26 protein-coding genes and 1 pseudogene are annotated in these 26,972 nt (G+C 52.0%); 12 read left to right on the top strand and 15 right to left on the bottom strand.

Annotated elements, in window-relative coordinates:
• Positions 1–590: 590 nt before the first annotated feature.
• The 5 genes from GEV47_RS15425 to GEV47_RS15445 form a co-directional block, all read right to left on the bottom strand.
• Positions 591–1,313 (bottom strand): tetratricopeptide repeat protein, encoded by a 723-nt coding sequence (locus GEV47_RS15425; protein ID WP_153235688.1) that lies wholly within the window; start codon positions 1,311–1,313, stop codon positions 591–593.
• Positions 1,313–1,972: a hypothetical protein gene (locus tag GEV47_RS15430; RefSeq protein WP_153235689.1), complete on the bottom strand. Its 660-nt coding sequence runs from the start codon at positions 1,970–1,972 to the stop codon at positions 1,313–1,315. The genes GEV47_RS15425 and GEV47_RS15430 overlap by 1 nt, the downstream gene beginning before the upstream one ends.
• A 427-nt stretch (positions 1,973–2,399) precedes the next feature.
• Positions 2,400–2,672 (bottom strand): hypothetical protein, encoded by a 273-nt coding sequence (locus tag GEV47_RS15435; protein ID WP_228124742.1) that lies wholly within the window; start codon positions 2,670–2,672, stop codon positions 2,400–2,402.
• Between the two features lie 59 nt (positions 2,673–2,731).
• Positions 2,732–3,160 (bottom strand): hypothetical protein, encoded by a 429-nt coding sequence (locus GEV47_RS15440; RefSeq protein ID WP_153235691.1) that lies wholly within the window; start codon positions 3,158–3,160, stop codon positions 2,732–2,734.
• The gene (locus tag GEV47_RS15445) at positions 3,160–4,272 is read right to left on the bottom strand and encodes a hypothetical protein (RefSeq protein ID WP_153235692.1); all 1,113 of its coding nucleotides are present in this window, start codon (positions 4,270–4,272) and stop codon (positions 3,160–3,162) included. The genes GEV47_RS15440 and GEV47_RS15445 overlap by 1 nt, the downstream gene beginning before the upstream one ends.
• Positions 4,273–5,203: 931 nt before the next feature.
• Between GEV47_RS15445 and GEV47_RS15450 the strand changes: the two genes are divergently transcribed.
• Positions 5,204–6,715 carry a sodium:solute symporter family protein gene (locus tag GEV47_RS15450; RefSeq protein ID WP_153235693.1) on the top strand — a complete coding sequence of 504 codons (1,512 nt, stop codon included), beginning with the start codon at positions 5,204–5,206 and terminating at the stop codon, positions 6,713–6,715.
• Positions 6,716–6,799: 84 nt separating this feature from the next.
• Positions 6,800–7,942 carry a porin gene (locus tag GEV47_RS15455; protein ID WP_153235694.1) on the top strand — a complete coding sequence of 381 codons (1,143 nt, stop codon included), beginning with the start codon at positions 6,800–6,802 and terminating at the stop codon, positions 7,940–7,942.
• A gap of 24 nt (positions 7,943–7,966) precedes the next feature.
• On the opposite strand, the gene GEV47_RS15460 is transcribed toward GEV47_RS15455, so the two are convergent.
• Entirely contained in the window at positions 7,967–8,656 is a 690-nt protein-coding gene (locus GEV47_RS15460; RefSeq protein ID WP_228124743.1) for a FadR/GntR family transcriptional regulator, read from the bottom strand.
• Positions 8,657–8,973: 317 nt separating this feature from the next.
• Here GEV47_RS15460 and uxuA point away from each other — a divergent pair, with 317 nt between their 5' ends.
• The 7 genes and pseudogenes from uxuA (at position 8,974) to GEV47_RS15500 (ending at position 16,596) form a co-directional block, all read left to right on the top strand.
• A complete protein-coding gene (uxuA, locus tag GEV47_RS15465) occupies positions 8,974–10,038 on the top strand; it encodes a mannonate dehydratase (protein ID WP_194270682.1) in 1,065 nt (354 codons plus the stop codon).
• The gene (locus GEV47_RS15470; RefSeq protein ID WP_322741666.1) at positions 10,035–10,889 is read left to right on the top strand and encodes an SDR family oxidoreductase; all 855 of its coding nucleotides are present in this window, start codon (positions 10,035–10,037) and stop codon (positions 10,887–10,889) included. Before uxuA ends, GEV47_RS15470 begins: the two co-directional genes overlap by 4 nt.
• Positions 10,890–10,927: 38 nt before the next feature.
• Positions 10,928–11,689: a 6-phosphogluconolactonase gene (locus GEV47_RS15475; RefSeq protein WP_153235697.1), complete on the top strand. Its 762-nt coding sequence runs from the start codon at positions 10,928–10,930 to the stop codon at positions 11,687–11,689.
• A gap of 23 nt (positions 11,690–11,712) precedes the next feature.
• Positions 11,713–12,864 carry an N-acetylglucosamine-6-phosphate deacetylase gene (locus GEV47_RS15480; protein ID WP_153235698.1) on the top strand — a complete coding sequence of 384 codons (1,152 nt, stop codon included), beginning with the start codon at positions 11,713–11,715 and terminating at the stop codon, positions 12,862–12,864.
• 556 nt (positions 12,865–13,420) lie between these two features.
• Positions 13,421–14,383 (top strand): sugar kinase, encoded by a 963-nt coding sequence (locus GEV47_RS15490; RefSeq protein WP_153235700.1) that lies wholly within the window; start codon positions 13,421–13,423, stop codon positions 14,381–14,383.
• A gap of 536 nt (positions 14,384–14,919) precedes the next feature.
• A pseudogene (locus GEV47_RS15495) lies at positions 14,920–15,375 on the top strand (ATP-binding protein); the annotation flags it as partial.
• Positions 15,376–15,564: 189 nt separating this feature from the next.
• Entirely contained in the window at positions 15,565–16,596 is a 1,032-nt protein-coding gene (locus GEV47_RS15500) for a LysR family transcriptional regulator (RefSeq protein WP_322741667.1), read from the top strand.
• A gap of 43 nt (positions 16,597–16,639) precedes the next feature.
• Here the strand turns inward: GEV47_RS15500 and GEV47_RS15505 are convergent, their stop codons facing one another.
• The 7 genes from GEV47_RS15505 to GEV47_RS15535 all read right to left on the bottom strand — a co-directional run bounded on the left by GEV47_RS15505 (position 16,640) and on the right by GEV47_RS15535 (position 22,881).
• The gene (locus GEV47_RS15505; RefSeq protein ID WP_322741668.1) at positions 16,640–17,374 is read right to left on the bottom strand and encodes an amino acid ABC transporter ATP-binding protein; all 735 of its coding nucleotides are present in this window, start codon (positions 17,372–17,374) and stop codon (positions 16,640–16,642) included.
• A complete protein-coding gene (gene gltK, locus GEV47_RS15510) occupies positions 17,371–18,054 on the bottom strand; it encodes a glutamate/aspartate ABC transporter permease GltK (RefSeq protein WP_153235701.1) in 684 nt (227 codons plus the stop codon). The genes GEV47_RS15505 and gltK overlap by 4 nt, the downstream gene beginning before the upstream one ends.
• Before the next feature lie 2 nt (positions 18,055–18,056).
• Entirely contained in the window at positions 18,057–18,794 is a 738-nt protein-coding gene (locus GEV47_RS15515) for an amino acid ABC transporter permease (protein WP_153235702.1), read from the bottom strand.
• Positions 18,791–19,996 (bottom strand): pyridoxal phosphate-dependent aminotransferase, encoded by a 1,206-nt coding sequence (locus tag GEV47_RS15520; RefSeq protein ID WP_153235703.1) that lies wholly within the window; start codon positions 19,994–19,996, stop codon positions 18,791–18,793. Before GEV47_RS15520 ends, GEV47_RS15515 begins: the two co-directional genes overlap by 4 nt.
• 83 nt (positions 19,997–20,079) lie before the next feature.
• Positions 20,080–20,991: a transporter substrate-binding domain-containing protein gene (locus tag GEV47_RS15525; RefSeq protein WP_153235704.1), complete on the bottom strand. Its 912-nt coding sequence runs from the start codon at positions 20,989–20,991 to the stop codon at positions 20,080–20,082.
• A gap of 73 nt (positions 20,992–21,064) precedes the next feature.
• Positions 21,065–21,577: a LeuD/DmdB family oxidoreductase small subunit gene (locus GEV47_RS15530; RefSeq protein WP_153235705.1), complete on the bottom strand. Its 513-nt coding sequence runs from the start codon at positions 21,575–21,577 to the stop codon at positions 21,065–21,067.
• A complete protein-coding gene (locus tag GEV47_RS15535) occupies positions 21,574–22,881 on the bottom strand; it encodes a 3-isopropylmalate dehydratase large subunit (RefSeq protein ID WP_228124744.1) in 1,308 nt (435 codons plus the stop codon). The genes GEV47_RS15530 and GEV47_RS15535 overlap by 4 nt, the downstream gene beginning before the upstream one ends.
• A 349-nt stretch (positions 22,882–23,230) precedes the next feature.
• Here GEV47_RS15535 and GEV47_RS15540 point away from each other — a divergent pair, with 349 nt between their 5' ends.
• Positions 23,231–23,929 carry an RraA family protein gene (locus tag GEV47_RS15540; protein ID WP_153235706.1) on the top strand — a complete coding sequence of 233 codons (699 nt, stop codon included), beginning with the start codon at positions 23,231–23,233 and terminating at the stop codon, positions 23,927–23,929.
• Here GEV47_RS15540 and GEV47_RS15545 read toward each other — a convergent pair.
• Together GEV47_RS15545 and GEV47_RS15550 are read right to left on the bottom strand one after the other, a co-directional pair.
• Positions 23,892–24,191, bottom strand: a complete 300-nt coding sequence (locus tag GEV47_RS15545; protein WP_153235707.1) for a hypothetical protein — start codon at positions 24,189–24,191, stop codon at positions 23,892–23,894. The two genes, GEV47_RS15540 and GEV47_RS15545, sit on opposite strands and share 38 nt — an antisense overlap.
• 416 nt (positions 24,192–24,607) lie before the next feature.
• Positions 24,608–25,009: a DUF6404 family protein gene (locus tag GEV47_RS15550; RefSeq protein WP_153235708.1), complete on the bottom strand. Its 402-nt coding sequence runs from the start codon at positions 25,007–25,009 to the stop codon at positions 24,608–24,610.
• 624 nt (positions 25,010–25,633) lie between these two features.
• Between GEV47_RS15550 and GEV47_RS15555 the strand changes: the two genes are divergently transcribed.
• Positions 25,634–26,026: a YXWGXW repeat-containing protein gene (locus GEV47_RS15555; RefSeq protein ID WP_153235709.1), complete on the top strand. Its 393-nt coding sequence runs from the start codon at positions 25,634–25,636 to the stop codon at positions 26,024–26,026.
• Between the two features lie 284 nt (positions 26,027–26,310).
• A complete protein-coding gene (locus GEV47_RS15560) occupies positions 26,311–26,931 on the top strand; it encodes a ParB-like protein (RefSeq protein ID WP_153235710.1) in 621 nt (206 codons plus the stop codon).
• Positions 26,932–26,972: the final 41 nt, after the last annotated feature.

The raw sequence follows: 26,972 nt of genomic DNA on the forward strand, positions 1-26,972 counted from the left end.
TTGCTCGTTCCTCTTTTCAGTTTCGACATTATTAAATGTCTACTGAATTAGGGGAAGTCCAGACGTGTTGAAGGGATTATCCAAGAATTCGGTCTTCTTGGAAGCCTTGGACGTAATTTGAAGGTTTCTGAATTTGAGCTTCCCCTGAAATTTAGTCTCCCTAAGATTGCGATTCCTGCTTGCGCGATCCCCATGAATTTCCCTTACGCACGATTGAAATAACAAACAGATTCTAATATTCTCCGCAAAACCCTCGTTTGCACCGCTTGTCCATATAGCCTCTGATCGGCCATGAACCTCTGTTGCGAGGTATTTTAAGGTAATCAAGGGCCACTGCACCTCTCCCCCAAAATATTCCCTAAAATCCCCCTTTTTCCCGATTTCATCCCCAGTCAAATGCCCTCTGAAGGCCATTTGACTCGTGCCTGACGCGTACCTTAAATAACCGGGCTGTCTCGGCAGCGGTTTTCTGGCCAGTAGTCACCATCGCAACAATTTTCGGTCAGTCGCAACACGCTACGGCCGTTGTCTGGGTCTTAGCGTAAGATTTTTTCCGTTTTCTGAGAGACCCCAACCAAGGAACTACCACATCATTCCGGATACTTCTCAAAAAGGGTGGCAAACGGTTCTTGCTTCAGCGCTTCCTGTATTTGAGTACGAATGGCATTGCTCGATGTCTCGACAAGCTTCTGTCCCTTTCTCAAATCTGCACGAGCATGATCAGCGTCGTTCATACCGTTGTATGCAAGCGCACGATAGAAGTAAGCCCACGAATAGTCAGGCTGATAAGTCAGTCCTTCCGTAAACGCTTCGGTCGCCTCTGGCCATTTTTCGAGTGCGACGAGCGTGAGCCCTAGGTGGTAATAACTAGGCATTCCCGGTGCTGTTCCCTTGCCACGCATGCCCAAGTGATCGTCGAACATCTTTCGCAAAAGCGCCAACGCGCGCTCCGGCTGCCCGCTTTTACGATAAAGGGCAGCAAGCCCAATGTCATCCCAAGCCGTGCGCGCGGGCCTAAGCCGAAGGGCGTCCTCAAAATCTGTCGTTGCCTTTACGTAGTCCTTGGTTTGCGCATAAGCTATGCTGCGCATTTGCAGAAGCGCAGCACGAGAGTTCTGGCTCGTTGCGTCGCACTCCGACAACACCTCGATCGCCAGCACCGGATTCGCGTACTGAGTTCCGTCCTTGCCAAGTGAGAGGTTCTTGATCTTGGCGCAGGCCTGAACTTCCCTGATCGGCGTGTTCTGTGAGGTGGTACACGCCGAGAGCAGCGTAGCGCATACGGCAACTACCGCTAATCGAGACTGCATCATTACGGATACTCCTTCGGCAGTAAATCAGGACGCAACTTGTGCAACAAGGGCGCCGTTACCGAGCCCTGTAGCGAGCAGTAGAGGGTACTCTTGCCTGGCGTATCTTCCTCAATTACAAGAACGCGTTCCACCGTTCCTTTCTTCGCGGCAACGCCAGATTCGCCGCCGGCATGCCAAAGATCCATCGGGTCGCCGATTGATCGTTTCTCCGATCGAGCCCACACAGGACCTGCTGAAACCAGTTTCCCCGCCTCAGGGAGCAGTGCATTTATCTTCTTGGCTATGGCCCCAGGATCGCCTTCGATCTTGAATCCCCAGTAAAGTAACCCACCGATGTCGATGTCGTATGCAATCTCGTTGTGCCAAGCCAACAGGCGAAGGCCAGCGACTGTTACAGGGGCCTTGAATACTTGCTCATTGCCTTTTTCCGACAAGGTATCGGGAACCGAGATGGTGGCGACGTCGCCACGATTTTCGACCTGAACGTCGGAACCTAGCAGGTCAGGGTTCTTCTTCAACATCTGAAACAATTCGGCATCGCACTGGGCAAACAGGCGAAGTGCCTCTTCAGACTTGTTCGTCACTACTTTGTCTTGCGCGAAAGAGATCGTCGCATTCAGGATCAGCGCTACGAGCAATACGGAAACACGTTTAGACATCAGTTATATCTTTCTAAAAGGAGGAGACGGACAGGCCCTTCGACCCAAATTATTTAATCAATGGGCTTGCTATTCAAGACGGTATCTGACCCTGGCGTTCCCTTGGTTTCACCAGAGGCCAGAGTTCCCGCACTCGCATTTGCCCCTGCTGTTCGGCTTGGCCGTGATCGAGGAGCCAGCCAAAGAGACAAAGCCGCCCGCCGTCAGTTCAGGAATTGGCGACGGGGCGACTAAGGAAATGCAGCAGGTCGATACAGATGCCCATAAACAAGAACTACTGAGGAACAGTACCTGAAGGCACAGCTACTTCCCGTTGCGTGCCCATCACCGCTCCAATAGCTTGTTTCGTTAAAGTGACACTATCATTTTCGCTAAGTATTTTCATTTTTGTGCAGGTATGGTACTTCCCTCTATCCTATTTGCCCCGTCAGATCTTCGTCTTTAATATGTAGCCAAAACCAAGTTCATTTTTCAACCTTTCAGCAATTTCATTGCCAAATTTCTTAAATTCAGATTTTTCTTCGTCATTTTTAAAGCCTGATCTGGCAGGGTCGTCCAAATTTAGTGTGTTGTCGTACATACGAGCCCACTCCGTAAGCTGAGCAATCAGATCACTTGAAATTGGAAGTGTTGACGGATTAATATTACCCACTTGACCTGGCGACGCCTCCCAGAGAGGATAGCATTGGTAGTCAGCCATTAACTTTATGGATCTCATTTAATAACTCGAGTTGGATTGGCGCACTCAGCGGGGTAAGGTCAATTGGTCTTGAATTTCTTTGGAAGCAAGTGCAATTTGTAATAGTTAGTCTCCAAGAAATCACGTGAGGAAAGTCCCCCTTTTAATAGTTCAACCAAAATTTCCAAAGGTTGTAATATTTCAGGATACGAGAGTTCATCCCATAAAACCCGTCCAATTCTCCCTCCCATGTATCCGGTGAAGTCAAATGGTTCATCGATATCACCTTCAACTGCTAAATTGTATATAGGCTTGAAAGCATCCAAAATAGGATTAATTAATTTGGTGTTATATCGAATAGAATTTTCTACATCCTCTTCTTTCCAATTAGGTCGATGTATGGCAGCAACACTACGAATTTTTTCTTCGGACTTCCAATGTAACAAGGCTTGTTGAAATTTCTCAGCAGCCTCTCTAATTTTCAATTTATCCATATCAAATTTATTCATTAATTCACCTTAATCGTAATGTCCGTTGGCTGTGGGGTAGTCCACAAACTGCGATTTGGGACAATAGTTTGGGTTGCGTTACCTACACTTGTACTGCCACTCATCTCTGTTGTTGTTGCAACTTGTGATTGATAAATGGTAGGTGTAGTGTTTGGCTTAGGTTGAATTTCAAAAACATTGAAACTTGCTGCTTGGCTATTTGCGGGCAAACCTAAAATATCATTTACTAATTCTGGGTGAGCTTGTATTAAATTCAATTGAGCTTGGTCAATCCAGAAAGCTGTAGTTGGGCTTGGCGTAGAATAATCAGAGGTAGTAGATACTAATTTGTATAGCGTAGTATTAGACGTAGCCTGAATAGGAACTGGTACAGTACTTCCAGACTGAACAATTTGTTGCATTGAAGTAGTAGGATCACTGGCGCCGCCCGCTTGCAAATCGCTTTCCAATTGATTTTGTATTGACATTGGAACCTGATCTACAGTAATTCCGTGGGTTTGAAAACCGCCAGTTGTATTTGTTGGAGCCACATACGGCTGATCACCAACGAGTTGACCATTTTGAACGATTTTCTCGTTTATAGAATTAGCTTCCGCAGCCATTTCATTTATATTCGCACTATTTGCGCCGTCAGCCCCTAACGCAGAAACGCCGGAAACTAATCCACCATCCGTTACAAGTCCAGCAACTCCACTACCAAGCCCAGTGGCACCAGTAACCAACATTACCCCTTGAGCCGACGCAGATCCTTGATACGCAAAATATTGACTCTTCGGAGTCATTAATTGTACCGGTGGAAAGGGAGTGGCATCACCGGTGACATCCCCGAGCATCATCAATAAATTGCTGGTGCCAACTAATCCGTTGGCCAAGGTATTGACAACACCCGCCAAGATCGAGTTAATGGCATCGCTCGCGCCTACATTCACAGTTGTTCCGTCGCCATTCAACAGATGAAGCGCTCCTGCATTCGCAACCGTCGGACTCAGATTCTGCCCTGATGCCGATGCCTGATCGACAATGCTCTGATTCACTATATCAGCGGGGTTCGATACCGTATTTTGGGAGTTGTCTGCGCTACCTGAACTTACATCTGCATTCTTATTGAACATGCCAGCATATTGACCGGCAACTTTGTTAATTGCGCCATCTGGATTAGTTTGCGAAGAAGCTGAATTTCCCGTGCCATCGCCACCGGATAGAGTGCAAGGATAGCCTACTGGCCCAGGCGAGACGGGTAACTGTCTGGTCTGAAGCGGTCAGGACAATGTAGTGGAAGCTGCGAGCGTATATGCGACCCTCACGCTAGGAGAGAATTTGTAGAACTTTTGAAGGCAGGAATCGCAAATGACCATCACTTACCCGACCGCGCAAAGGGTCGTGGTCAGTAGCTTTTTTCATCTCAAGGCAATAATCCCCAAGCGTAAAAAAACCGCATGAGCGGCTTGGATCTACGCTGGTGCTGCCGTTACTATCTGGCGGCGGAACAGACAGTCCGACAGCGCTCTGCCTCGTCACCCCCTATTCATTTTGGTACCTTCGTGCGTTTAAAGATATGCCGCTCGATCATCTGAATATTTTTCGATTCCGGTTTCTGTTTTCACTAATTCTGCATCGACGTTTGATAGCGCGGATTCCTCGACGATCGTGACGATCTGCTCGTGAACCTTCTTGTCCAACTCCGCCCGACTCGCCGTCAACTCCACGAGTGTCACCGGCAAGGATTCTAGCGCCCCGATTTTTTGCCTTGAACCACTCGATCAATTTGGTCTTGCGAAACGCATCGCATATAGGCGCTCGAAAACGTCATACGCTTTTCTGTCGGCAAACCAGTCATCTATTTTTTACACAATTTCCTACTCACAACGAGAAAAATGCTATTATTTATCACTGGTCAGGCCACCATGCCAACATGCCAGAAATAATATAAATGTCGTTTGTTCAACATCGCTATAAAGCAACAACAGTTTTTATAACGACTGCAATAAATATTAAGCATTTTTCAAATTGCGGGCGCCTGGCGTCCGCTGGGGGAGAGACAAATTGGCAACACTAGATTGGACCGTGCTGAGCGGTTACTTTGTATTGATGATTGTTATCGGCGTCTATGCTAAGAAAAAAGTAAAGAACGCCGCCGACTTCTTCACCGCTGGCGGCAACATGCCTTGGTGGCTGTCGGGTATTTCACATCACATGTCTGGCTACAGTTCTGCGGTATTTGTCGGTTACGCTGCCATTGCCTACACCACCGGCTTCAATCTGTATATCTGGTGGGCCCTATCGATCTGCACGGCCATGGTGCTGGGCGCTTTTACCTTCGCTCCACGCTGGTCGCGCCTGCGGCAACGACTCAACATCGTCTCGCCCACTGAATACCTGGCGACCCGTTACGGTATCCCTACCCAGCAAGTGCTGGCCTGGAGCGGCTCGGCGCTCAAGCTATTCGACGTCGGCGCCAAATGGACCGCTACCGCCATCCTGCTGCATACCTTTGCCGGCGTGCCGATGGTCTGGGGCATCTTGCTGACCGGCGGCGTCACACTGATCTACTCAGTATTCGGCGGCTTGTGGGCCGATGTCCTGACCGATTTCAGCCAGTTCGTCATACAACTACTGGCCGGCATCGCCATGTTCATAGCGGCCATGGCGAACCTTGGCGGCGTCTCTTCGCTTTGGGGCATTTGGGAAAAACTGCCGCCCGACCACTCGCACTTCTTCAACGGCCAGTACACGCCGGTATTTGCCATCGTCTTTTTACTGGTCAACATACTGTCCTATAACGGCGGTACCTGGAGCATGGCGCAGCGCTTCATCGCTTCGCCCCGCGGCTCGGATGCGCGCAAGGCTGCGCTACTGTCGGCGGCGCTGTATCTGATCTGGCCGCTGGTGCTGTTTTTCCCGATGTGGGCAGCCCCGCTCATCTTGCCGAACCTGGCAGACCCCAGCCAGTCGTATGCACTGCTGACTGAACACCTGCTGCCTAGCGGCTTGATCGGCCTGGTGCTGGCGGGCCTGTTTGCCCACACCATGGCGATGACCTCGTCCGACGCCAACGCCGTCACTGCCGTGATTACCCGCGATATCCTGCCGGTCCTGTGGAAGCGCGCCGCGCACTTCAGCGCCAAGACAGAGTTGCTCAACGCCCGCATGACGGTGTTCATCTTCATCGCCATCAGTATGCTGATCGCAGTCGCTTCCAGTTCTTTCGGCGGTGTCATCGGCCTGATCATCTTGTGGTACGGCGCCCTCATCGGGCCAATCGCGATTCCCATGCTGTTCGGCATGCTGCCCATTTTCAAGCGCTGCGGCTCGACTGCCGCACTAGCATCCTGGGGCGCCGGCGTGATTGTGTTCGTCTTGGTCAAGTATGTCTTCCACGATGCGATCATCGACTCACATCCGAACTGGATCACCACATTTACCGTGGTCGGGCCGGTTCTTAGCTCCTTCCTGGTATTCATTGGCGTCGGCCTGATCCGCCCGCAATCCTCCGCCGTGGTGAATCACCTGGTCGATTCGCTGGACTGCGACGGCCCGCCATCGTCATTGCAATAAATCTTGCGTATCTAAACCAATGCAGCGAACCGGCCAACAGCCGGTCCATCCAGTGCATCAGAAAATCATAAAAGGAGATAGGACATGAATAACCAAAACGAAAATCAAGCATGCAGAACAAGCAAGTCGTCAGCGGCAATACTGGGCCCAATTGCACGCAAAACCGCCGGCTGCGCTCTCATGTCGCTGTGCCTGCAGCTGGTAGCCGGACAGGCATCTGCGCAAACCAACGTACAGATATATGGCGTGGTCGACAATGCGATCCAGAGCACCTTTGGCCAAGGTACATTGGGCCAGACCAAGACTGAGGTCACCAGCGGCTACTTTGCCGCCTCACGTCTGGGCTTCAAGGGCAGCGAAGACCTCGGCGACGGCATGAAGGCATTCTTCCAACTGGAAATGGGGCTAGCGACCAACACCGGCGCATTGCAGCAAGGCGGACGCCTGTTCGGCCGTACCGCCCAAGTTGGCATCAGCAGCAGCTTGGGCTCGCTGGCACTAGGGCGGCTCGGCACGCCCGGCTCTGGCACCGGTCCCTACAACATGACTAACGGCCCCAAGCCGATCGACCCTTTCTATCTCGGCTACGGTGCCGCCGGCTGGGCCAACTCCAGCAATACCATGGCGTTACCGCTGCGGGCGGACAATTCTCTGGTGTACCGCACACCGCAGCTGGGTGGCCTCACTTTTGCCGGCCTGTATTCATTCCAGCGTGACGGCACCGAAGCAGTCGGTGCGTCCACCAATGCCCGTGTCACCGGCCTTGGTCTTAGTTATGACCACGGACCGCTGTTTGCCATGATCAGCTATGACCACACCGACAACCCGCTGCCCGGCCAGCCGGCTCAGACCGCCTTGCAGGTAGGTGCGGTTTACGATTTCAATATCGTGAAGCTGCACATGATGGCGGGCCAGGAAAAAAACGAATTCCTATTCAGCACTGCGGTCGAATCGGCGTTGGCGAGCCGCGCCAACTTTGCCGCCATCGGTTTGACAGTGCCGCTCAGTTCAGGACGTATCATGCTGGGGCTGCAAGCGCGCAAAGCCAGCCAAATCCAGGGAGGATCGTACGGCCGCCGCATTGCCAGCGTCGGCTATACCTATGACTTGTCCAAGCGCACCGCCTTGAACATGGCGTTCAGCGATTCGCGTGCGAACCAGGCGCTGGCCAGTAATCCGAGCTTCAATTTCCGCCAGGTCGGCTGCGGTGTCTCGCATTTTTTCTAAACTATGGGAAGCTGCCTGTTGCCATCATTGGGCCTGATCCGCAGACTTGGCGGGATGGTCGGCGAAGAAACTGGCATGCACGTGGCGAATGTGCGTCTGCATCGCCGCTTTGGCGGCCTGCGGGTCGCGCGCCAGGATCGCATTACAGATCGCCCGGTGGTCGAGATTCATCGCGCGCGACAAGTCTTGGCTGCCGTAGTGGCTGTTGAATTGGGTGAACAGTTCGTCGTACCGCTTGTTCCAGAGGGTGTCGATGAATTCGATGAAGACAAAATTGTCGGCCATTTCCGCAATCAGATGATGGAATTGCTCATCGAGCTCCATGAACGAACCGTTGTTCTGCGCCGTCGAATCGTCCAGCGCATCCATCAGGCGCACCAGCCGCGACAACTGGTCGGGATTGGCGTTGGCGGCGGCCATCCGGGCGGTCTCACCTTCGATCAGCTCGCGCGCCTGCAGCAGTTCTTCAACGCCGGCGCTGCCAAGGCTTTCGGCGCTGCCGGTTTCCGGCGTCTTGTGGCAAACAAAAACGCCGTGGCCGGTCTTGATGTCGACCCAGCCGGCAATTTCCAGGGCGATCAGCGCTTCGCGCACGGAAGAACGGCCAACGCCCAATTGCTGTGCCAGCTCACGCTCGGGCGGCAAGGCGCTGCCGGGCGGAAATTCGTTTTCCTTGAATTTTTGGATCAGCAGATCGGAAATTTGACGATACAAACGCTGTACTTTAACTATCGGTAGTGTAGCCATAGGATGTAAACAGAAATGAAAATAAGGTCGTGGCAAAAGCAACAAGGGGTGGCAAAACGCCAATGTGCAAATAAACAGATTTCTTTAATTTAACAAAATTTATTGGTCAGGCCACCATGCCAATTACTAAACTGCTACAATTCAGCATTGGTCCGGCCACCAGACTGCAAGTAATTATCGCATGCGCAACGGCAAAACCATGTAAACCTTAGCGATAAGCAATATTACTGCGCAATGACAGCAATCCACCGCCCCCAGGGCTTAACTCAAATGGGAGACCTTGTATGAAAATGACATTTCGATGGTTTGGCGACAGCGATCCGGTAACGCTAGCCTATATCCGGCAGATTCCAGGTATCTACGGCATTGTTTCCGCCCTGTACGACATCCCTGTGGGTGCCGTCTGGCCGGTGGAAAAGATCGCCGCACTGAAACAGAAAATTGAAGCCCACGGTATGAAATTCGAAGTGGTTGAGAGCGTGCCGGTGCATGAGGACATCAAGCTGGGCCGCCCCGGCCGCGACACCCTGATCGCCAACTATGTCCAGACCATCCGCAATCTCGCCAGTTGCGGCGTGAAGGTAGTGTGCTACAACTTCATGCCGGTGTTCGACTGGACCCGCACCACGCTTGCCATGCCTTTGCCCGATGGCTCCACCACGCTCGGCTTCGACGCCGCGCTGGCCGGCAGCATTGCCCCAGGCAGCAGCGTACGCCTGCCGGGCTGGGACATCAGCTACAAAGATAATGAATTCGATGACTTGATCAGCGCCTACAAGGATGTCGGCGAAACGGCGCTGTGGGAGCATCTGAGCTATTTCCTGCAGGCGGTGATTCCAGCGGCGGCCGATGCCTCGGTCAAGATGGCGATTCATCCGGACGATCCGCCGCGGCCGATTTTCGGCCTGCCGCGTATCGTCAAGAACCGCGAGGACCTGGAACGCTTGCTGCGCATTGTCGACCATCCCGCCAACGGCCTGACGTTGTGCTCAGGCTCGCTCGGCGCTGACTGTCATAACGACGTGGCCGAGATGGTGCGTGAATTCTCGGGACAGGGTCGTATCCATTTCGCCCATCTGCGTAATGTCAAAGTGGATGAAGAAGGCAATTTCCACGAGACTAGTCATCTGTCCTCGGCCGGATCACTGGATATGGCGAAGATCCTGCAGGCTTATCATGATACCTCCTACGAAGGCTATGTGCGTCCCGACCACGGCCGCATGATCTGGGGCGAAACCGGCAAACCGGGTTACGGTCTGTATGACCGGGCGCTGGGAGCGGTTTACCTGAACGGCATCTGGGAAGGCCTCGGCAAAAACAGCAGCAAAGCAACGGGGGATGCATCGTGACGCTGCCGTTCCAGATCGACCTGAGCGGCCGGGTGGCCGTAATCACCGGCGGCGGCGGTGTGCTGTGCGCCGAATTCGGCCGCGCCCTGGCCAGCTGCGGTGCCAAAGTAGCGCTGCTCGACCTCGACGGCAATGCCGCCGAGCGGCAAGCGGCGGCGATCCGTGCGCAAGGCGGTACCGCAATCGGCATCGCCACCAATGTACTGGAACGGCCATCGCTGGAGCATGCCGCGGCAACCGTGCTAGCGCATTTCGGCCCCTGCGATCTACTGCTCAACGGCGCTGGCGGCAACAACCCAAAAGGCACGACCAGCAAGGAAAGCTACGAAAGCGGCGACCTCGCCGATCCGGCTGTCAGCAGTTTTTTCGATCTTGACCAGCAGGCGGTTGAATTCGTCTTCAAACTGAATTTCATGGGAACATTGCTGCCAACCCAAGTGTTTGCCCAGCAGATGCTGGATCGCCCGGGCTGTGCCATCATCAACATGTCGTCGATGAATGCATTTCGGCCATTAACCAAGATCCCGGCTTATAGCGGTGCCAAGGCCGCCATTAGCAATTTCACGCAATGGCTGGCGGTGCATTTCGCCGACGCGGGTATTCGCGTCAACGCTATCGCGCCGGGATTTTTTGAGACTGCGCAAAACCAGACCCTGCTGATCGACCAGGTATCGGGGAAATACACGGAGCGCGCTGAAAAAATCATCGCGCACACACCGATGCGACGCTTCGGCATCACCGATGACCTGCTCGGCACCTTGCTTTGGCTGGCTTCGCCGCAGGCCTCCGGCTTCGTTAACGGCATCGTCGTCCCGGTGGACGGCGGTTTTTCCGCTTACTCTGGCGTTTAATTACGCACTTGCGCAGCGCCACATCAATTGGATACATCATGACTTCTACCCTACAAGCGATCTCTGGCAACATGGCGGTCAACGTCTTTCCCGACCGCGCAGCATTGGGCCGGCAAGCCGCCGCCGATATCGCAGCGGAGCTCCGCCAGCACCTGTTACTGGCGCGGCAAGTACGCATGATCTTTGCCGCCGCACCCAGCCAGCAGGAAACACTGGCTGCCTTGATTCTTGAAACAGGCATTGACTGGTCGCGCATTACTGCGTTTCACATGGATGAATACATCGGCCTACCTGATAGCGCACCGCAACGCTTCGGCAATTGGCTGCAGCGCGAGCTGTTCAGTAAGCTGCCATTCGGCCGGGTCCATCTGCTGCAGCCGGATGCCGGCGGCGATGCCATTGCCGCTTATGCGGCACTGTTGGACGCAGCGCCGATCGACTTGGTTTGCATGGGTATCGGCGTCAACGGCCACCTGGCCTTCAACGATCCGCCGGTCGCCGATTTTGCCGATCCGCATAGCGTCAAGGTGGTGCAGCTGGACCTGGTGTGCCGCCAGCAGCAAGTCGACGACGGCTGTTTTGCCAGCCTCGACGCGGTGCCCACCCGTGCAGTCACGCTGACGATTCCACGCCTGCTGGATACGGCAGCCATTTTTTGCATGGTGCCGGGCAAGGCCAAGGCGCATGCTGTGCGCAGCACGCTGTATGATCCAATCACGACCGTGACTCCCGCTACCGTATTACGCAAGCACGCGAACTGCCGGCTCTATCTGGATGTTGATTCGGCACCGGCAGCCTAGGCAACAACTGCATAGAGAAACACATGAACTCAAGCATCTTGACCGGCAAAGATCCGGCATCCGGACGCAGCCTGGAGGTGGAATACCGCAATGGCCTGATCTGCGCTATCCGGCCGGGCCCGGTGCAAGAAACGGCTTGGCTCTGTCCCGGCCTGATCGACCTGCAAGTGAACGGTTATCTCGGCCACGACCTCAACACGAAGCAGGTCACGGTCGACACTGTGGCGGCTCTGGCCACCGCCCTGCAAGCCACAGGTGTCAGTACTTTCCTGCCGACGCTGATCACCGCCAGCGAAGCCCAGATCATTTCGACATTGCGTGTGATTGCGACAGCGCGCAGGCAAGATTCTTTACTGGAAAGAATGATCCCTTACGTGCACGTGGAAGGACCGGCGCTGTCAGCCGAAGCCGGACCGCGCGGCGCCCACCCTTCGGAACAGATCAGGCCACCGTCGCTAGCTGAATTTGAACGCTGGCAAGCCGCCAGCAACGGCCTGGTCGGCATGGTCACCATCTCGCCGCACTGGCCCAAAAGCGCTGCCTATATTGCCGCGCTGTCCGCCCGCGGAGTCAGCGTTGCCATCGGCCATACCCATGCCAGCGGCACGCAGATTACCATGGCAGCCGACGCCGGCGCGCGGCTCTCCACCCATCTCGGTAACGGCGCGCACGGCACCTTGCCGCGCCATCCCAACTACCTGTGGGCCCAACTGGCCGAGGATCGCCTGTATGCCTCGTTCATCGCCGATGGTCATCACCTGCCGGCGGATACATTGAAGACCATGTTACGTGCCAAGGGCATCGAGCGCAGCATCCTGGTGTCGGATACCGCCGCGTTGGGCGGTATGCCGCCTGGCGACTATGAGAGTCCGATCGGCGGTAAGGTGCATCTGGCGGAAAATGGCCGTTTGAATGTCGCCGGCACACAGTACCTGGCTGGAGCGACTGCACCGTTGATTGCCGGCGTTGCGCATGTGACAGGAAAGATCGGCCTCAGTCTGGCCCAGGCACTACAAATGGCGACTGCCAATCCGGGGAAATTCGTTACTGGTCGCGGCGTACTGGCCGTCGGCACTAGCGCTGATCTACTGCGCTTTCACTGGACCGGTGCGGGCGATACTTTAGTAGTGGAGACGGTGGTGATTGCGGGCTGCACAGTGCTGGGCAAGCCATGAGTTATGCTTCGCTGGGAGACATGGCGTACATTCGACAATCATTCGGAGCCGCCAGAGTGGGAATGACACCGCTGGTCGATGTGAAAGTACCTCACGCCAAGATTGGCCTGCTAAACGTCGCGCGACGATTGATCGCGAGTACGAATTGCTGGTAAGTATGAAAATTGAATTGGTCAGGATCAATCATTCAAGCGCCTATTACAGGCGTGGCCGGTCAATGAGGTCGATTTGAAGCCGATGCGGTGGAAGTGCATCCCGGTCTGACGCAGACATATCGATACACTAATGCTGCGCATGGGGATTACGACCTCATACCTGAAAGCATACCAATCGTTCACCCAAGCACACCAATATATCGAGACTCTCTGGTGCTGTACAACCAGAAACGCCCTCATTCGAGTCTGACGGAGCTGACCCTGAATGAGGCATTTCTCTGTCCAGACAAACGAAGTCACTTTTCTCGATCAGTGCGATTGAGTTGATTTTTATTGAAGATGCCATTCATGAATTGATCTGTTTAATAGTATCGTGAACCACTGAACTATAAGGAAATAGGATGTATCCAGCGCTCGACGTAGTTACCTATGGTGAAGCCATGGCAATGTTCGTTGCTAACGAAGTTGGCCCACTCGCAAAAGTTAATCATTTCACCAAGTGCACGGCCGGCGCAGATATGAACGTTGCCATTGGTCTGGCACGGCTTGGTTTCAAGGTTGGTTGGATGAGTCGTGTGGGGAACGATTCGTTTGGCGAGTACGTGCTAAATACGCTCGCGAGAGAGAGGGTAGACACGAGTTGCGTGACTGTCGACGTGGGCTATCGAACTGGTATGATGCTCAAATCGAGGAGCGATGACGGCAGTGATCCGACAATCGAATATTTTCGTAAAGGATCGGCGGCTAGTTGTCTTTCAGTCGACGACTATGTACAGGAATACGTATTAGCAGCACGCCATCTACATCTGACAGGCATATCACCTGCAATCTCCGAATCGTCGTGCGAACTCGCATTTCACTTGGCTCGTGAAATGCGAGCCGCTGGCAAGACGATCTCGTTTGACCCTAACTTGCGGCCGACCATGTGGTCCTCGCGACAGAAGATGATCGAAGTGCTAAATTCTCTCGCAGCCTTCGCAGACTGGGTATTACCAGGCGTAAGTGAGGGTCTCGTTCTCACTAACTACGAAAGGCCCGAAGACATCGCAGCCTTTTATCTTGATCAGGGTGCGCATGGCGTTATTATCAAGCTCGGAGCGCGGGGTGCGTATTTCCGCACTGCCGACAGTGAGGGCGTTGTCCCGGCTCGGCCGGTTAATAAGGTCGTCGATACAGTTGGCGCGGGCGATGGTTTCGCTGTCGGTGTCGTAAGCGCGCTCCTGGAAGGACTTACGGTGCCACAAGCCGTGGCGCGCGGCAACCAGATTGGCGCGCTCGCGATCCAGGTAGTTGGTGATTCTGAAGGTCTGCCGACGCGTAGTCAACTCGAAGAGACAGCCGCAGAAATTCGGGTGGATTGTTAAATGGGCAAACTGGAAACTTGGGTCGATGAGAATGGCGACATGTAAATCGCTCCCAGCGAAGTCTCTGGCGAGAGTGACGTGGTAATACAGGTGAAGCGTAGCAAACTATGGGAATTTACCGGTAATGGTTGTTAATGAGATGACCACACCTGTCAAACTGTGTGCAACACTTTCCAGATTAGAGGTGGAAACAGCGTCCAATAGTTTCCACCTCAGTGTGTGACCATCCGGCGTTTTTGCCGGAGGTATCTGGAGTGTTTTATATGGACATCATTTACGAAATTCGCAGGCGACATTCGGTACAAAAGCGAACGGTCACGGCAATCGCTCGCGACATGGGGATCTCCCGACCGACGGTTCGTAAGTATCTCAATACAGTTGAAGAACCCAAGCATGAGCGGGTGCAGCCAGCGCGCCCGAAGCTTGGTCAGTTTGAAGCACAACTAACAAAGTGGCTGGAAGAAGAAGTCAAACTATCCCGACCACGCCGCCGCACCGCCCATCGACTATTTGAGGGATTACAAAAAATCGGCTACGGCGGTGCCTATGACAGTGAAACACATCTGACCACCGCTATCGGAGTGGCGACGATTCATCAAGGAAAACGCGTACGTTTCTTCAATGCCGTCGATTTGGTCAATCAGTTAGAGCGAGAGAAGAGCCAAGGCAAAGTCGGCAATCTGGCCAAGCAACTATGCCTTGTGGACGCCGTTTTAGACGAGTTAGGTTACCCCTCATTTCCGGCATCGGGTGGTGCGCTGCTGTTCCATCTCATGAGTCAGCTTTATGAAAAGACTTCTTTAATCATCACCACGAACCTGTCATTCGGGGAGTGAGTACAAGTATTTGGCGATGCAAAGATGACGACCGCTTTACTTGATCGTGTTACTCATCATTGCGATATCTTGGAAACCGGTCACGCTTCTTATCGTTATAAACAGCGGAAAAGCCGCCCTCACAATAGCGATAAAGTGGAAAGTATTGGACACTGATTGACAGGTGAGATTCCTTTGGGCTACTCGACCAGATAGCAGGGTAACTCCGCAAGTACTGGAACAACAATTCGCGCAGCCTTTATGAATCAGCTACAATCGGCTTAATGCGCCGCAGCACTTGGGAATTGAGTTCAACGTATAGATTTAAGATTTTCGGAATAGAAGCGCGATCGATGCCAGCACCCGGTGACTATCACGACGATGAACGTATCATTTTTTTTGGGGCTCGAAATTGTCGGAATCACGAAAAATGTGTCTTTCCACATTATGCTAACTTTCAAGCAAATAGAAGCTGTCCATTGGGTCGGTAAGCTAGGCTCATTCGCCGCCGCGGCAGATAAGCTCAACACAACGCAATCGGCTATCTCCAAACGACTGGCGGAAATTGAGATGCTGCTAGATGTCCAGCTTTTCGATCGCAGTCGCCGAACGGCAAGATTGACAGAAAAAGGTCAGGAAATACTCGCATTAGGCGAAGAAATGCTGCTCTTGCGCGAGCGATTCATCGCATCGGCGGGTCGGGAGTCGATTGCAGTGCGGCGTTTTCGTATTGGCGTGACTGAGCTTACGGCACTAACCTGGCTGCCTTCGTTCGTACAGGCGTTTCGCCATACCTACCCCGATGTAGAGTTACAGCCAGAAATCGACGTGAGCGTTGGCTTGTGTGAAAAATTAAAAAAAGGTGCAGTTGATCTGATTATTGTGCCGCCCGTATTTAACGATGTTAATTTTGAAGCCATACCCTTAAAAGAGTTAACCTTGGCCTGGATGTGCAGCCCGGAGCTATGTACACAACGCAAGACGCTCACCTTGCAGCAAATAACGGCATATCCGGTTCTGATGCAGGTCGAACGTTCCGGTGTAGATGTAGGATACGACCGCTGGTTTCGCGAGAAAGGTTTAAGCATACAGCGCATATACGCTGGAAATAGCTTGATCGCATTGAGTGCACTGACCATGCTCGGCTTCGGTGTAAGTTATCTGCCTGCCGAGTATTTCTCTGATCTGGCAATATCCGGCCAATTACAGGTGCTACGCAGCGATGAATCGCTGCCAAAAGTGCCCTATTTTGCCGTGTATCGCAGCGATGGTCCAATTGCCTTCAGCCAACGCGTTGCCGTCATGGCAGAAGAATTCTGCGACTTCTCCAAGCCGGTGACAATGCCCCGTATTGTGCATAAAAACACACCCCCCCATCGAAACCCGAAAAATACGTAGGCGGACTTTGATTGCAACCGAACTTGGCAGATGCGAGCAATTATTAGTGCGCCAGTATCTTCGATAGAAATGTCTGAGTACGTTTCGGACGTGCCGAAATGTCACCGAAAAATGCATCTTTACCGCAATCTTCAATGATAGTGCCACCGTCCATGAAGATCACGCGATTTGCAACTTTTCGCGCGAAACCCATTTCGTGGGTGACGCATATCATAGTCATGCCATCTTGTGCCAACTCAACCATAACATCCAACACTTCGTTGACCATTTCCGGATCAAGTGCCGATGTCGGCTCATCGAACAACATGCACACTGGATTCATTGCCAACGCCCTGGCAATCGCTACTCGCTGCTGCTGACCGCCCGATAACTGACCGGGATATTTGTCCGCTTGCGTACGCAAACCGACTCGATCCAGATACTTCAATCCGCAATCGACAGCCTCTTCCTTGCCGCGTCCCAGCACTTTTATTTGTGCAATGCTCAGATTTTCAGTAATGGATAGATGGGGGAATAATTCAAAATTCTGGAATACCATGCCCACTCTCGCGCGCAACGTTGGCAAATTTTTCCCGGCGACACCAACCGATACATCATCGACCACGATACTACCTTGCTGGAACGATTCGAGACCGTTGACACATTTGATCAGCGTCGACTTTCCGGAACCCGATGGCCCGCACACCACAACGACTTCACCTTTCTCGATACGGGCTGTGCATTGATCAAGAACCTTGAATTTTCCATACCACTTGCTGACATTTGAAAGATCTATCACGATCGTGTTCTCCTACTATAAAATTTGACGAATAGCGAAGCGCTAAAACAGATGCAAAAATAAACTGCGCCTGCAAATATCAGCATTTCGACCACCCGACCATCCCGTTCACCGATACCGTAGGCTTGACCAAAAAAATCTGCCAACGCACTAGCGTATACGAGCGCTGTGTCCTGGAACAGTACAATGGCCTGGGTGAGCAGTAACGGCGCCATATTGCGAAACGCTTGTGGCAATATGATCAAGCGCATAGCCTGGCCGGCGTGCATACCTAGAGCCAGTGCGGCATTCAATTGCCCAGCCCTGACACTTTGGATACCCGCTCGTATGATCTCTGCGTAGTAGGCGGCCTCAAATAAGGAGAAAGCAAGCAATGCTGAGGCCATTCGTACATCGGTAGAGGGCGACAATCCTAATAGGCCTTGCAACAATTGCGGTACGATCAGAAAGAACCACAACAACACCATCACCAACGGCACAGATCGGAATAAATTAATATACGCGACAGCAAACCACGAGATTGGTTTGATGGATGACATCCGCATCAAGGCCAGAACCGTCCCCCATATGATACCGGCCACCATGGCGATCAATGTGATTTTGAGCGACACCTGCATACCTTCGGCCAAAACGGTAATGCTGCCAGCGTCGATCGAACTAAAATCGAATGAATATGACATGATTAACGCCTTCCCATTACTAAGCCCGGTATCTGAACTCGTTTTTCAATCCAGCGCATGACATACAGGGCCGTCATATTAATCAGCAGGTACAACATCGTTACCGCGGTAAATGATTCGTAAGGCTGCGAAGTATAGTCGACCAATTGCTGCCCCTGTGCAGTGAGTTCCAACATACCAATCATTGACATGACGGCAGAATTTTTAAAAACGGTCATGAATTCGGAGGTCAAGGGCGGGATGATGATGCGAAACGTCATCGGCAGCAGCACATAGCGATACGTTTGCACCAAAGTAAAACCAAGTGCCAGACCAGCATTACGCTGCCCCCCCGGCAGGGATGTAATTCCAGCACTCACCTGCACTGCAAGTCGCGCCGAAGTGTACATGCCGAGACATAACACTCCTGCTAACATCTGTTGCGGTTGCGGTTGAAGATGGACGACCCATGCATGGGCAGCCTGAGGTAAAAGTTCCGGCACGACAAAGTACCAGATAAAAAGCTGTGCCAAAAGCGGGATATTGCGAAAAATTTCCACATAAGCCGCTGCAAACATAGCCAACCAACGGTTGGGCGCAGTTCGCATGACACCAACGATCGAACCTAGCACTAGGCCGATAGCCCATGCGCACAACCCCATTGACACTGTTAAACCCAAGCCAGACAATAACCAGCTCAGGTAAGTTTGCCCCGGAATCGCCTCGGTGAAAAAAACACCCCAGTGCCAGTTGTAATTCATCTAGTTAATCCTGCGCAGGCGCGCGCAAGACGGTCGCATCCTTCTTCCAGCATTTGCATCGAAGTGGCAAATGAGATGCGGAAAAAAGGCGGTACGCCGTAAGCACTTCCTTGCAAGACCGCCAACCCTTCGGTATCGAGTAGATGTAATACAAAATCGTCGCTAGTCTGAATACACTTACCATCTCTGGTAGTCAACCCGAGAATATCGCGGCAGGATGGAAAGACATAGAAGGCACCCTCTGGTAAATGACACTGGATGCCGGGTATCTTATTTAGGCGAGCGACCACTGCATCGCGACGCATTTGGAATTCAGCTGTACGCTCTGCGATGAATCCCTGCGGTCCTCGTAGTGCTTCAAGCGCACCGGCTTGGGCTACCGACGAGGGATTAGAAGTACTTTGCGATTGCAATTTGACCATTGGCTTGATCAATTCCAACGGCCCCGCGCCATAGCCGATGCGCCATCCAGTCATGGCATAGGACTTGGATACGCCATTGATGGTCAAGGTACGTTCTTTCAGGGCCGGCTCCACTTGCGCAGGCGTAACGAATTTGCGCTGGTCATACAAAACGTGCTCATAGATATCATCGGTCATCATCCACACGTGTGGGTGACGCAATAACACATCGGTAAGCGCTTTCATTTCGTCCCAACTGTAAGTGGCACCACTGGGATTGTTGGGCGAGTTTAGCACCAGCCAGCGGGTACGCGGCGTGATTGCGCGTTCTAGGTCTTCCGGTTGTAGCTTGAAACCTTTTTCCGGCGGGCAGTCTACGAATACCGGAACACCACCTGCCAGCAGCACGATATCTGGGTAAGACACCCAGTATGGGGTCGGCACAATGACCTCGTCCCCTTCCTGCACAGTAGAAAGGAACGCATTGAAAATCACTTGCTTGCCGCCGGTGCCGACGATAATCTCACTGGCCTTATATTCCAAATTGTTATCGCGCCGGAATTTTTCTACGACAGCCTCGCGTAGTTCTGGTGTCCCCGCCACGTCGGTGTATTTCGTTTTACCTTCGGTGAGCGCACGCGTCGCGGCTTCCTTGATGTGGTCAGGTGTATCAAAATCTGGTTCGCCTGAAGTCAGACCGATAATGTCTCGCCCAGCTGCGCGCAATTCGCGTGCGCGTTGGCCCGCCATGGAGCTGGGAGAAGGTTTGATGCGATTGAGGCGATCGGAAATACGGAGCATGACAATCCTGTTGTAGTGAGTGAAATTAGGGTGCCAACACATCACACCAACTGTAGCGGTGCGATGTGTAGCTTGAGCGAGAATTACTCGTCGAAAGAGCGGTCGTTAGGATGTGCGTATAGTTCACGCATGGCATCACTTAACGGCGCATTGAGCACGTCACCCTTGGGCGGGATGGGACTCATGAACCAACGGTTATACATTTTTTCGGCCTTACCAGAGGTCTGCATCGCTGCGATGGTCTTGTCGACAAGAGCCTTGAACTGAGGATCGTCCTTACGTAGCATGCAGGCCAATGCTTCCTTTGTTTGCGGCCTTCCGGTCACCACATAATCGGCTGCGTCGCGCGCTTTGAGCAACAGAGCAGACAGTACGTCGCGATCCATGAAAAAGGCCGCCGCACGATCTGATTGCAACATCAGAAATGCCTGGGAATGATCTTTGGCGCTGACTATATTGGTATCCATGTGCTTTTGCTGGACGTAGGTTCGCATATAGCGTTCAGAAGTGCTACCGGCCGTAACTACTACCGTTTTCCCAGCGAGGTCGCTCATGTCATGTACACCGGACGATTTTTTTGTGAGCAATTGCGTTTGCGTGATGGCAAAAGTGTCAGACAATGCGACTTGACGCCGGCGTTCTGCTGTATTCGTAGTGCCGTTGCACTCTAGATCAATGCTGCCATTTTGTATCAGCGAGATACGATTTTGCGCCGTGATGGGGATTTCCCTTACCTGCAGATCAGGCAAACCTAACTCTTGCTTGATCGCATCGACAATCAATAAAGCAGTTTCATGTGAATATCCGACTACTTTGTTGGTACTGGAATCGATATAGGACCAGGGAACTGACGATTCTCTATAGCCAAGTACGATCACCTTATCGTTCTTGATTTTTTTTAACGTGCCACTAAGATCGGCCGCCTGCGCGGTCCAGCCTAGCATGCTGCAGAAAAATATTACCAACGCCGTTGTTGGTATTTTTTTTAATTTCATCTTCGTCTCCTTCAGTAGTTATATGGTATTGGGAGGTCCCAATGGGGAATAATTTTGGTGCTTTTTGGTTGGCTTAGAGTGTAAATCCAGCACGTTGACGTAGATAAGAAACCAGGCCTCCCATGTTCAGCATCTCCAGCATGAATGGTGCAATGGGATCGCATGCGATCAAATCCCCACGGCCATCGCCAAGCAGCAGACGTCCATTTTCATCTTGCACCAGCGATATCTCATCACCCTCGCGTATCGAGCTTGTATCCGCCACTACTGGCAACAAACCATTATTCATGGCGTTGCGCAAATAGGTTCGGGAAAAACTTTTTGCCACGATCGCTCGTATACCAGCACCTAAGACGACCGTGACAGCCACTTCCATTGCCGACCCGCAGCCAAAATTGTTGCCAGCCACCAGTATGTCTCCCGGGCGTACCGACGCAGCAAAATCAGGATCGACATCTTCCAACATATAGGTACGCAGGATTGATGGATCAATCGTCTCTTTCTTGCGGCGTGAGGAAATAATATAGTCAGTATTGACATCGTCGCCCAATATTCTGGCTCGACCTGACAGAGGCAACATGCTCATTGCTTTCCTTCCGATTTGGTGCCTACGCCGCCGCGCACCGCAGCCATGGCACAGACACGCGGAGAAGCGAGATAAATGGACGCTGCAGCGTTGCCCATTCGACCCTTGAAGTTACGGTTGGCGGTAGAAATGACTTTTTCACCGCTAGCGGGAATCGTGCCACAAGTACCACAACACGATCCACAACCGGGGGCTTGAATTTCTGCTCCCAGCGCGGAAAATGCAGCCAGCATCCCACTACGATCAAGTTCCGCCCGCACGCGTTCCGACGCCGGGGTGACTACCACGCGCACCCCCTTAGCGATGCCACCGCCCTCTTGCAGAACAGTAAGTGCCTCTTGGTAATCCTTGACGCGTCCACCTGTACAAGTGCCGAGATACACCATGTCAACCGCTGTGTAGGGAACTTGGTCGGCATCAATCACATTATCGACACGGTGCGGCAGTGCAAGTTGCGGCACGACAGCACCAAGGTCGAGTTCCAGTACACTCGAGTAACAGGCATTATCATCGGCGATGACAGGGTCGTACTGCACATCCGTGCGCTCTTGCAGCCAAGACCGAGTCACTTCATCGAAAGGAAAAATACCAGCTTTGGCACCCAACTCAACTGACATATTGGAAAGCACGATCCTATCGTCCATATCCAACTGCGCGACGCCTGGCCCAGAAAACTCCAAAGTGCGATAGGAGGCCCCATCGGCACCATAAAGACGCGCGAGGAATAAGGCGACATCTTTGGCGGACACTTCTGCACGCAATGCTCCATGCAAGATAACTGATATGGTTTCCGGCACTTTCAGCCAAAGCTGTCCGCACAACAGCACTCCAGCCAAATCAGAGGAGCCTATACCGGTGGCAAATGCATTAACTGCTCCGTATGACGTGCTGTGTGAATCAGCGCCGACCATCAATAATCCCGGACGGGCTGCGCCAGATTCCAAGATTAATTGGTGTCCGATACCTTCGGCCTCGTCATATAAGTGGATATTGTGTTCGACAGCGTAAGCTCGGGCTCGCGCTTGTAAAGACAGTGCTTTCTGACCCGAGATCTGCCCATAATGATCGAGCGCAAATACCAAACGTTGCGGAAGGCTCGGCGTAGAGTCGCCTGGTCTCATCCTTTCCAGATAATCCAATGCCATCGGAATCGATCCATCTGTCCCCATGGCGAGATCCGGAGTACAAATTGCGATATCGCCGGCCCGCACTTGCATTCCCGCAGCACGGGAAAGAATTTTCTCGGAAATAGTCAAACCATTCACTGTATTTTCCATGAGGGTAGATGGAGACAAGGTAGGCATCGCTCCTTCGGGGCGAGTGCAATACAGAATCTTGAAGGCACACTATAGCAAGCACAAAAAAAAAGAAATAGTGATTTAAATACCGATTAATACATGAATTATTTTCTCATTTCGACCTGTCTATTTTTTATTCCCCCAAAAAGATTATCTGTTCTCTCATTGAAATAATGGAGGAAGACCATTGCCCTTCCAACGACAAAATAATCGGAATATATTTCATATTGTTATATCTAATTAAATCACTTTTTGAAATTTAAATTCTGCTAGCCTTGTAGCTCTCTTTTCAAATCTCTGGATTGAAGAGGCGCGCAATTCTTTTTTTACTAAAATTTCAGTGAGTCGAACGATCATGACTAATCTAAGTTCTCCAGTTTGGCCTTCCGGCTACCGCATTAACGAACGGGCGTTGACACTTTCTTCCGATCTGATACAGGCATTCCGTGAAATTCCAGTTGCGGTTGCCGGTGATTGTATGGGACGCAGCGTAGGCGCGATGGGCTTGCGTCCCTATCACGGCGATATGCATACCGTCCTTTGCGGCCCTGCGATCACCGTGCGTGTACGACCGGGTGACAATTTGATGATCCACAAAGCCATGATGATGGCGCAATCAGGCGATGTCATCGTAATCGATGGCGGCGGCGATTTGACTCAGGCTCTGGTGGGTGGCTTGATGCGCACCACAGCATTGAACAAAAAATTAGGTGGATTCGTAATCGATGGCGCGGTGCGCGATCTAATCGAATGGAGTGAAGGTAGTATTCCGATGTTTGCACGTGGTCATACGCACCGTGGCCCTAGCAAGGAAGGGCCGGGAGAAGTCAATGTATCTATTGCATGCGCCGGCCTTGTCGTACAGCCAGGCGATTTGATTTTGGGCGACGCGGACGGCGTCATCGCCATTCCGTCGGCAGATGTGGCCGATTTGCTGCCAAAAGTGCGCGCGCACCTAGAAAAAGAAGCAGGTATCCGCGCGACCAATGCGCAAGGCACTTCGGATCCGGAGCGTTTCAATGCGCTACTGCGTGCCAAAGGGCTGCCGATTTGAGATTGCAGGACAACATATTCGGCTCTGTCGCGTTAAGCATAGTCATCGATTCGGTCAGGTAGACAGTTGCCTTTGAAAAAAAGGTCGAACGGACATGCGCAATACCAAACGGATACGATTTCTCATCGACGTGATTCTGGTCTGCATCGGTTGGTACGCTGTCAATCAGCGTCCAATGCTTTTCACTTATCAGCGCCCATTGTTTCCACTTTATCGGTTTGCTGAGTACGGTTTTTTCGCTGTTTAAAGCGATAAGAGTCATTACTGGTTTGTGGTGACCGTTTGCTTTTGTACCGAATGTTGCCTGCGAATTTTGTAAATGATGTCCATATAAAACACTCCAGATACCTCCGGCAAAAACGCTGGATGGTGACCCACTGGGGGGAGCTATTGGACGCTGTTTCTACCCCTAATCTGGAAAGTGTTGCACGCTGTTTGACACGGATCGCCACCGAGTCAACATTTCAACTCGACATGAAACAGCACAAAATCTCGACGTTGCGGGTGAGCGAGACATCCCCGGAAATCGTCATATCAACGGTCATACGCCGCGATCGCCCTCTCGCCTCGGCAGCACAACGCTTCCTTTCTTGCATCGAAGAAGTGGCGAAGTCGCTTGCACTCTCCCGGGCGTAATCACGCTAGTGCAGACGAATGCAACACTGGTCAATGCGATGATTATGGTTGCGTATGTTCCGAGACTGCTGAAATCCGATCCGCACGCGGCATGGCGTTGATACTTTTCCAATGGGGCAGATCGTACTGACTCGCTGCGTAGCGATAATAGAGTGCCATCCCATAGCCGAACACCCCACCAGTCATGACCGCGAGACTCGCGGCAAACTCAAAAGGAGCACCGATAGGTGACCACAGCAAATACCAAGTAAATGCACCCCATGCAACGCTAAACCATGCCGCATAAAACAGACAATTGAATTGAACACTGGCCAGATGTGGTGGCGGAAGCGAAATTCCAGCACACCACAGCAAACGATGCAGCGGCGGTGCATAGCTAAGAGAGCGCATATCAGTGCTGGCCAATCGCTCTAAGGCGATGTTGATGTTTGGTGGATAAGTCATTTGCAATGTCATAAAAATTGTGTTCTGCAACAACTTATCGTAAAGATTAGATTGCCCCAAGTCCATTACTCTGCGCGGATTTCACAATCGTTTTCAAAATTCGATGCCAACAAAAAATATTATGTGCGGACTAGTACACAATCGGTACATTCCGACGCTCTCAGCGATTTTGCTAATACGTAGTCGATCGCCAATAAGCTCGATATCAAGCCACTACCAGGTGCGTCAATTCCGGTAACGCGGCAACATGCAGCCCATGACTGCTGACTACGCCGAATTGCTGCGCTTAATTCTGATTCGATTCGACACCATAGCCGAGATCAATCTCGACACCCTGCAGTTCACACACATTATTAAGCATTGGGATCTCATACCGCTTGGTAATCAAAATTTACAATTCATACAATATTGCATCACCTGCAAAATAATTTGAATGGCAACATACTCCTCACCCAATCAATGAAAAGGTATCAGCGTGAAAGAGCTCATTAGCTTGTTAGCAATCGGCATTGTGCTGAGTACTGCATTATCGGGATGTATCGTCGTACCAGTTGGTGGCGGTTACCATCATCACGATGATTACAATAGTCGCTAATATAAAAATTTATTAACAAGGTGGTAAACATGAAACGTATTATCTGCGCAGTTGCACTCATCGCTATTAGTGCCAGCACTTTGGTATCAACACAGGCCATGGCGCAAGTCGCTGTCAATGTCACGATTGGACAAGCACCACCGCCACCAAGATATGAATCCACTCCTCCGCCACGATCTGGTTACCAGTGGATTCCTGGCTTTTGGAATTGGCAGAATGGCCGGCATGTATGGGCTGGAGGACATTGGGAGCAGGCACGCCCGGGTTTTGTATATGCCCAGCCCGAATGGCATCAAGGTCCCCACGGTTGGGCACTGCAATCGGGCGGATGGCATGAAGACAACCAACGGCACGACGAGCATCATGAACCCGATCACCGAGATGGTGACCGACATGACAATGGCAAATACGAGAATCGTTGATTCTTGGCGGGTCGCAGGCCGTTAAGCGATCCGCATGTACGCTTATCGAGCATGTTTTCGAAGTTAATCGTACTTAATGCCCCGCAAAAAATAGCCATATCATGGCCATTCGCATAGAGCATGATCTGTTTGAATTTTTTGGACCATTTCCGGAAGTAGTTTTCAGGGTTTTGTTGCACAAATAAATTTCAGACCCCTGGGTCAGTTTAAATGATATCGGTGGGTCAAGTTTGCACCGTTCTCAACACTTTCTGTCATTTTTATTTACTTGAACTAGGAGAATCATGCACACACGTCACCCGCATCTGCTTGAAGTATCGTTGAAATCACTGCGCCCTACCCAACTCACGGTGGGCCTGGCCGAGGTGGAGCAAAAGCGCTTGTCCTGGAAAAACCTGAACGCCGAAAGCCGTCATAACTATTTGGAAAACCATTGCTTTCCAGGGGTCCAGGGTCCTAAGGGTCACTATTACATCGTTGACCATCATCATTTAGGCTTGTCTTTGATTGAAGAAAACATAAAGACCGTCAAACTGATTGTGCTCAAAGATTTAAGCGCGTTGAATATCGACGAATTTTGGGTAGTCATGGACCATAATCAATGGGCTCATCCCTACAACGCCAAGGGAAAACGCTGCGGCTTCGACGCCATACCCAAGAAAATCACCGAGCTGGTCGACGATCCCTATCGCAGTCTGGCCGGCGAAGTTCGACAGGCCGGCGGCTTTCCGAAAGATCAGCAGCCGTTTTCCGAATTCCTGTGGGCGGATTTTTTCCGCCGCCGGGTTCCGGTCAAGATGATCAAGAACCAGCCGAGTCAGGCGATGGCAGAGGCTTTACAACTTTCGCATAGCCAAGAGGCTGCGCATCTGCCTGGCTGGAGCGGCCAGATTGCCGGTGCCTAGAATGAGTGAAGAGATCGTACGGCGAGCTGATATACCATCCA

The sequence above is a fragment of the Glaciimonas soli genome (genome assembly GCF_009497155.1).
Lineage (GTDB): Bacteria > Pseudomonadota > Gammaproteobacteria > Burkholderiales > Burkholderiaceae_D > Glaciimonas > Glaciimonas soli.

What these genes read in the sequence shown, in the direction of transcription:
- GEV47_RS15425 (WP_153235688.1), bottom strand. Translation starts at nt 1,313, where the DNA reads ATGATGCAGTCTCGATTAGCGGTAGTTGCCGTATGCGCTACGCTGCTC.
- GEV47_RS15430 (WP_153235689.1), bottom strand. Translation starts at nt 1,972, where the DNA reads ATGTCTAAACGTGTTTCCGTATTGCTCGTAGCGCTGATCCTGAATGCG.
- GEV47_RS15435 (WP_228124742.1), bottom strand. Translation starts at nt 2,672, where the DNA reads ATGGCTGACTACCAATGCTATCCTCTCTGGGAGGCGTCGCCAGGTCAA.
- GEV47_RS15440 (WP_153235691.1), bottom strand. Translation starts at nt 3,160, where the DNA reads ATGAATAAATTTGATATGGATAAATTGAAAATTAGAGAGGCTGCTGAG.
- GEV47_RS15445 (WP_153235692.1), bottom strand. Translation starts at nt 4,272, where the DNA reads ATGTTCAATAAGAATGCAGATGTAAGTTCAGGTAGCGCAGACAACTCC.
- GEV47_RS15455 (WP_153235694.1), top strand. Translation starts at nt 6,800, where the DNA reads ATGAATAACCAAAACGAAAATCAAGCATGCAGAACAAGCAAGTCGTCA.
- uxuA (WP_194270682.1), top strand. Translation starts at nt 8,974, where the DNA reads ATGAAAATGACATTTCGATGGTTTGGCGACAGCGATCCGGTAACGCTA.
- GEV47_RS15475 (WP_153235697.1), top strand. Translation starts at nt 10,928, where the DNA reads ATGACTTCTACCCTACAAGCGATCTCTGGCAACATGGCGGTCAACGTC.
- GEV47_RS15480 (WP_153235698.1), top strand. Translation starts at nt 11,713, where the DNA reads ATGAACTCAAGCATCTTGACCGGCAAAGATCCGGCATCCGGACGCAGC.
- GEV47_RS15490 (WP_153235700.1), top strand. Translation starts at nt 13,421, where the DNA reads ATGTATCCAGCGCTCGACGTAGTTACCTATGGTGAAGCCATGGCAATG.
- gltK (WP_153235701.1), bottom strand. Translation starts at nt 18,054, where the DNA reads ATGTCATATTCATTCGATTTTAGTTCGATCGACGCTGGCAGCATTACC.
- GEV47_RS15515 (WP_153235702.1), bottom strand. Translation starts at nt 18,794, where the DNA reads ATGAATTACAACTGGCACTGGGGTGTTTTTTTCACCGAGGCGATTCCG.
- GEV47_RS15520 (WP_153235703.1), bottom strand. Translation starts at nt 19,996, where the DNA reads ATGCTCCGTATTTCCGATCGCCTCAATCGCATCAAACCTTCTCCCAGC.
- GEV47_RS15525 (WP_153235704.1), bottom strand. Translation starts at nt 20,991, where the DNA reads ATGAAATTAAAAAAAATACCAACAACGGCGTTGGTAATATTTTTCTGC.
- GEV47_RS15530 (WP_153235705.1), bottom strand. Translation starts at nt 21,577, where the DNA reads ATGAGCATGTTGCCTCTGTCAGGTCGAGCCAGAATATTGGGCGACGAT.
- GEV47_RS15535 (WP_228124744.1), bottom strand. Translation starts at nt 22,881, where the DNA reads ATGCCTACCTTGTCTCCATCTACCCTCATGGAAAATACAGTGAATGGT.
- GEV47_RS15540 (WP_153235706.1), top strand. Translation starts at nt 23,231, where the DNA reads ATGACTAATCTAAGTTCTCCAGTTTGGCCTTCCGGCTACCGCATTAAC.
- GEV47_RS15545 (WP_153235707.1), bottom strand. Translation starts at nt 24,191, where the DNA reads ATGACTCTTATCGCTTTAAACAGCGAAAAAACCGTACTCAGCAAACCG.
- GEV47_RS15550 (WP_153235708.1), bottom strand. Translation starts at nt 25,009, where the DNA reads ATGACTTATCCACCAAACATCAACATCGCCTTAGAGCGATTGGCCAGC.
- GEV47_RS15555 (WP_153235709.1), top strand. Translation starts at nt 25,634, where the DNA reads ATGAAACGTATTATCTGCGCAGTTGCACTCATCGCTATTAGTGCCAGC.
- GEV47_RS15560 (WP_153235710.1), top strand. Translation starts at nt 26,311, where the DNA reads ATGCACACACGTCACCCGCATCTGCTTGAAGTATCGTTGAAATCACTG.